The 5,181-nt window shown below is 67.2% G+C and carries 5 protein-coding genes; 4 read left to right on the top strand and 1 reads right to left on the bottom strand.

All coding sequences use genetic code 11. From position 1 onward, the window contains the following. Nucleotides 1-208 (top strand): hypothetical protein (locus DMX10_RS33085; RefSeq protein WP_218281354.1); only part of this gene is annotated, 208 nt, incomplete at its 5' end. On the opposite strand, the gene DMX10_RS31810 is transcribed toward DMX10_RS33085, so the two are convergent. Beyond that, nucleotides 196-1,068 (bottom strand): LysR substrate-binding domain-containing protein, encoded by an 873-nt coding sequence (locus DMX10_RS31810; protein WP_111264830.1) that lies wholly within the window; start codon nucleotides 1,066-1,068, stop codon nucleotides 196-198. The genes DMX10_RS33085 and DMX10_RS31810 overlap by 13 nt on opposite strands. A 120-nt stretch (nucleotides 1,069-1,188) precedes the next feature. Between DMX10_RS31810 and DMX10_RS31805 the strand changes: the two genes are divergently transcribed. The 3 genes from DMX10_RS31805 to phnX all read left to right on the top strand — a co-directional run bounded on the left by DMX10_RS31805 (nucleotide 1,189) and on the right by phnX (nucleotide 4,775). Further along, nucleotides 1,189-2,358, top strand: coding sequence for a 2-aminoethylphosphonate--pyruvate transaminase (locus DMX10_RS31805; protein WP_111264829.1), 1,170 nt, complete (start codon nucleotides 1,189-1,191; stop codon nucleotides 2,356-2,358). Between the two features lie 220 nt (nucleotides 2,359-2,578). After that, entirely contained in the window at nucleotides 2,579-3,925 is a 1,347-nt protein-coding gene (locus DMX10_RS31800) for an MFS transporter (RefSeq protein WP_111264828.1), read from the top strand. A gap of 22 nt (nucleotides 3,926-3,947) precedes the next feature. Next, nucleotides 3,948-4,775 (top strand): phosphonoacetaldehyde hydrolase, encoded by an 828-nt coding sequence (gene phnX, locus DMX10_RS31795; RefSeq protein ID WP_111264827.1) that lies wholly within the window; start codon nucleotides 3,948-3,950, stop codon nucleotides 4,773-4,775. Nucleotides 4,776-5,181 lie beyond the last annotated feature (406 nt).

Here is a 5,181-nt window from a genome sequence, read left to right as displayed (position 1 = left end):
GTTCAGCGACGCGTTGAACAGACCCAGTCCATTGCCGGCAACGATTGCAACCATGTCCTTGCATCCCCTTGAAGGCCGAAAGTGCGGCCCGAAATTCATCGCGCACGGTAAATGTGTGCGCCTCTGGGGAGCTCTATTCCGCGATTCGCGGATTTGTTTAGGGGGGAATGAAAAAATTATTCAGAAAGAAGAAATTCATCCGGAATGAGCACCCACCACCTCCAAAAACGCCCCGATCACCCGCCTCGCCCCCTGCTCCTTCAGGCACACCAGCGTCTCGGTCATGCGCGGTTCGAAGTCGAGGATGGGCAGTACGTGCACGCCGCGGCTGGAGCCGAGTTCGGCGGCGGAGACGATGCCGACGCCGAGGCCGGCGACGACCATCTCGAACACCGCTTCGCGGCCTTCCACTTCGATGGCGGGGTGGGTGTCGAGGCCCAGGCGGCGCATTTCGTCTTCCAGCATCTGCCGGGTCATGGAGCCCTGTTCGCGCAGCACCAGCGGGGTGCGGTGCAGGTCGGCGAGGTGGATGGCGTCGCGCCGTGCCCAGGGGTGGCCTTCGGTGACGAAGGCCACCAGCGGGCCGCTGCTGAGCACATGGGCGATCAGGCGGTCGTCGTCCACCGGGCGGCCGAGCACGGCGAAGTCGGCCTGGTAGTCGAACAGCCGGCGCAGGGATTCGTCGCTGTTGCCGGTCACCAGGCGCACGCGGATGCCGGGGTAGCGCTCGCAGAAGCGCGCGATGTAGGGCAGCAGGTGCATGGGCGCGTCCACTGCCAGGGTGAGGCTGCCGCTTTGCAGGGCGCGGGAACTGGTGAGCAGTTCCTCGGCCTCGTTCTCGGCGGCGAACAGGCGCAGGGTGATGGCCAGCAGGCGCTCACCCAGTTCGGTGAGCTGCACCGAGCGCTTGTTGCGGTTGAACAGCAGCACGCCGAAGCGCTCCTCCAGCTTGCGCACCTGGTCGGAGACCGCCGGCTGGCTGAGGAACAGCTGCTCCGCCGCGCGGGTGAAGTTGCCGTGCACCGCCACGGCGTGAAAGGCCTTGAGTTGCGCCTGGGAAACCGACATCACCGCCCCTATTAATAAGCTCAGCTTGTTTGTGAAATACCATAAATCGATTTCATTTATTTCTAGCCAATTGCTTTGATCAGCGCCAGCCCCGCCCACCCGCATCCGCTGGAGACGATCATGAGCCACGCCGAATTCCCCGCATCGCATACGCCCCTCGCCGCGCCGGTCCAGGGCGAGCCCTACCTGCTGACCCCCGGCCCGCTGACCACCTCGCGTGCCACCAAGGAAGCCATGCTGCGTGACTGGGGCTCGTGGGACGCCGACTTCAACCGCGTCACCGCCGAGATCCGCCAGCAGCTGCTGGCCATGGCCGGCGTGCACGACGACAGCTACGCCTGCGTGCCCCTGCAAGGCAGCGGCACCTTCTCGGTGGAAGCGGCCCTGGCCACCGCCATCCCCCGCGACGGCAAGGCGCTGATCCTGATGAACGGCGCCTACGGCCAGCGCGCCGCCAAGACCCTCGACTACCTGGGCCGCGCCCATATCGCGCTGGACAAGGGCGACTACCTGCCGCCGCAGCCCGAGGAGGTGGACGCCCTGCTGCGCGCCAATCCCGATGTCACCACCGTGTTCCTGGTCCACTGCGAGACCAGCTCCGGCATCCTCAACCCGCTGCGCGAGCTGGCGGCCGTGGTGAAGGCCCATGGCAAGCGCCTGATCGTGGACGCCATGAGCTCCTTCGGCGCGGTGCCGTTGTCGGTGGACGAGGTGCCCTTCGATGTCCTGGTGTCCTCGGCCAACAAGTGCATCGAGGGCATCCCCGGCTTCGGTTTCGTGATCATCCGTCGCGACCTGCTGGAGGAGTCCGCCGGCCGCGCCCACTCCCTGAGCCTCGACCTGCTGGAGCAGTGGCGCTACATGGAGCGCACCGGCCAGTGGCGCTTCACCCCGCCCACCCACAGCGTGGTGGCCTTCCATGCGGCGCTGGAACAGCACGCGGCCGAGGGTGGCGTGCAGGGCCGCCTGGCGCGCTACACGCGCAACCGCGACGTGCTGGTGGCCGGGATGCGCGAGCTGGGCTTCGAGACGCTGCTGGAGGACCACTGGCTGTCGCCGATCATCACCACCTTCTTCAGCCCTGCGCACCCGGCCTTCGAGTTCAAGCGTTTCTACGACGAGCTCAAGGCCCGCCAGTTCGTCATCTACCCCGGCAAGCTGACCCAGGCCGAGAGCTTCCGCATCGGCTGCATCGGCCAGATCGACGAGCCCATCGTCCGCCAGCTGCTGCGCGCCATCGCCGAGTCCCTGCAGGCGATGGGCGTGACCCTCGAGAAAACGGCGGCCTGACCCGCCCCCTTGGGCCGCCCGCCACCCCGAGCGGGCGGCCTCTTTTTCCGCGTCAGCCGGCCGCGCCGGCGAGGAGCCCGCCCACCCGAGACGATCAGCACCATGCCTGACGCACGGCCTCTGCCCTTCTGACCAGGCCAGGCGTTTAGACAGCCAGGAAGTACCAAGAACAACAACAGCCTCCCTCACGCACTGTCGCCAACCCACAGGGGTCAGAACCATGAACAACGCTGCAGGTGTCTTCCAGCACGGGTGGAAATCCATCCACCGCTGGCGTGTACAGATCTTCCTCATCACCTGGCTGGCCTATGCCGCCTTCTACTTCACCCGCAAGGCCTTCTCGGTGGCCAAGCTGGGCATCGGCGAGGACGTCGATTTCGAGCTCGACAAATCGGCGATGGCCAACCTCGATGCCCTCTATCTCACCGCCTACGCCATCGGCCAGTTCACCTGGGGCATCTTCGCCGACCGCTTCGGCCCCCGCGTGATCGTCTTCGGCGGCCTGCTGGTCTCCGCGCTCGCCGCGCTGGCCATGGGCACCTTCGCCACCCTGCCGATCTTCGCCACCTGCATGGTGATCCAGGGCCTGGCGCAGTCCACCGGCTGGAGCGGGCTGTGCAAGAACATCGGCTGTTTCTTCGCCACCCGCGAGCGTGGCCGGGTGCTGGGCTACTGGAGCACCTGCTACGCCTTCGGCGGCCTGGTCTCCACGCCCTTCTCCGGCTGGTGGGCCTACCAGGTGCTCGGCGACTGGCGTGCGGCCTTCGTCTCCAGCGCCGCGGTGGTGCTGGTGGTGGCGGTGCTGTTCTGGCTGCTGCAGCGCAACCGCCCCGAGGACGTGGGACTGGAGCCGGTCGAGGTGGAAGTGAAGACCTCCCGCGAGCTGAAGATCGAGCGCGACAGCCACTGGGTCTCGCTGCGCAAGATCATGGGCAACCGCACGGTGCTGGTCCTCGGCCTCGCCTACTTCCTGCTCAAGCCGGCGCGCTACGCGATCCTGCTGTGGGGCCCGATGATGGTCTACGAGCGCATGCCCGCCGTGGGCAAGGTCGCCTCGGCCATCGTGCCCACCGCCTTCGAGGTGGCCGGGCTGGTGGGGCCGATCCTCATCGGCATCGCCTCCGACCGCTGGTTCGGCGCGCGGCGCATGCCCGCCTGCGTCATCAGCCTGGTGGCGCTGACCCTGTGCCTGGGCCTGTTCGTGCCGGCCATGCAGAGCGGCAGCCTGTACCTGGTGGTCGGCCTGCTGTTCATGCTGGGCCTGACCCTCTACGGCCCCGACTCGATGATCAGCAGCTCCGCCGCCATCGACTTCGGCACCACCGAGGCGGCCGGCACCGCCGCCGGCTTCGTCAACGGCTGCGGCTCGGTCGGCGCCATCCTCGGCGGCCTGCTGCCCGGCTACTTCGACACCACCACCGTATTCATCGGCTTCACCGTCGCGGCCCTGCTTGCCAGCCTGATGCTGGTGCCGTTCTGGAACAGCCGGCCCAAGACCCTGAAGGTCCTCGACGGTCTCATCCCCTCCCCCACCCATGGCGGCCAGCCCCTCGGCACCCGTTCCTGACTTCACTCCCAAGGAGACACCCATGAACTACCAGCACCCCACCCAGCTGCAAGCCGCGATCCTCGACTGGGCCGGCACCGTGGTCGACTTCGGCTCCTTCGCGCCGACGCAGATCTTCGTCGAGGCCTTCGCCGAGTTCGGCGTCGCCGTGAGCCTGGAGGAAGCGCGCGGCCCGATGGGCATGGGCAAGTGGGACCACATCCGCACCCTGTGTGATATCCCCGCCATCGCCGAGCGCTACCGCGCCGCCTTCGGCCGCCTGCCCACGGACGACGACGTCACTGCGATCTACGAACGCTTCATGCCCCTGCAGATCGAGAAGATCGCCCTGCACTCGGCGCTGATCCCCGGTGCCCTGGAGGCCATCGCCAGCCTGCGCGGCAAGGGGCTGAAGATCGGCTCCTGCTCCGGCTATCCGGCGGCGGTGATGGCCAAGGTGGTGGAGCTGGCGGAGAAGAACGGCTACGTCGCCGACCATGTGGTGGCCACGGACGAAGTGCCCAACGGCCGTCCGCACCCGGCGCAGGCGCTGGCCAACGTCATCGCCCTGGGCATCAGCGACGTGGCCGCCTGCGTGAAGGTGGACGACACCTGGCCGGGCATCCTAGAAGGCCGCAGCGCCGGCATGTGGACGGTCGCCCTGACCTGCTCCGGCAACGCCCTGGGCCTGACCTGGGAGCAGTTCAAGGCCCTGCCCGCCGGCGAGCTGGACCAGGCACGCGCGCGCATCGCCCAGCAGTTCGAAGGCGCGCGCCCGCACTACCTGATCGACACCATCGCCGACCTGCCGCAGGTGATCGACGACATCAACGCGCGCCTCAAGCGCGGGGAAATGCCCCAGGGCGCATGACGAAACCCGAGGGGCACCCTGTAGGGCTGTAGGGGCGACTTCAGTCGCCAAGCAGACCGCAGGGCTGCCCCGACTCGGTGCCACAGACAGCGTCGCCTGGTGGATGGAAAGAGCGCCATCCACCCTTCACCCCAGTAAGCCCAGTGCCTGAACCAACCGCAGGCACCAACCGCAGGATGGCGCAGAGCGCAGCGAAACCCATCACCAGCGAGCCCCAGACAGGCCGCAGGGTCGCCATCACAGAGTGCTCCCCAGTAGCACCGCTTGGTGGATGAGAAGAGCGCCATCCACCCTTGTATCTCGACTAATACCTCCACAGGGGTAATAGTCCCCGACTGATCATCGGGGGAGGGGCTGGAAGTCGTATCCACCCTTAGGCCGCGAGCCTGCAACGTAGATAGTGCTC

Source organism: Pseudomonas sp. 57B-090624, from assembly GCF_003234055.1.
GTDB lineage: Bacteria > Pseudomonadota > Gammaproteobacteria > Pseudomonadales > Pseudomonadaceae > Metapseudomonas > Metapseudomonas tohonis.
The sequence above is the reverse complement of the archived record's forward strand: the minus strand, read 5'-3'. Positions and strand labels throughout refer to the sequence as shown.

Bases quoted from the DNA above. Each gene is read 5' to 3' on its own strand.
- DMX10_RS31810 (WP_111264830.1), bottom strand. From the start codon at position 1,068: ATGTCGGTTTCCCAGGCGCAACTCAAGGCCTTTCACGCCGTGGCGGTG.
- DMX10_RS31805 (WP_111264829.1), top strand. From the start codon at position 1,189: ATGAGCCACGCCGAATTCCCCGCATCGCATACGCCCCTCGCCGCGCCG.
- DMX10_RS31800 (WP_111264828.1), top strand. From the start codon at position 2,579: ATGAACAACGCTGCAGGTGTCTTCCAGCACGGGTGGAAATCCATCCAC.
- phnX (WP_111264827.1), top strand. From the start codon at position 3,948: ATGAACTACCAGCACCCCACCCAGCTGCAAGCCGCGATCCTCGACTGG.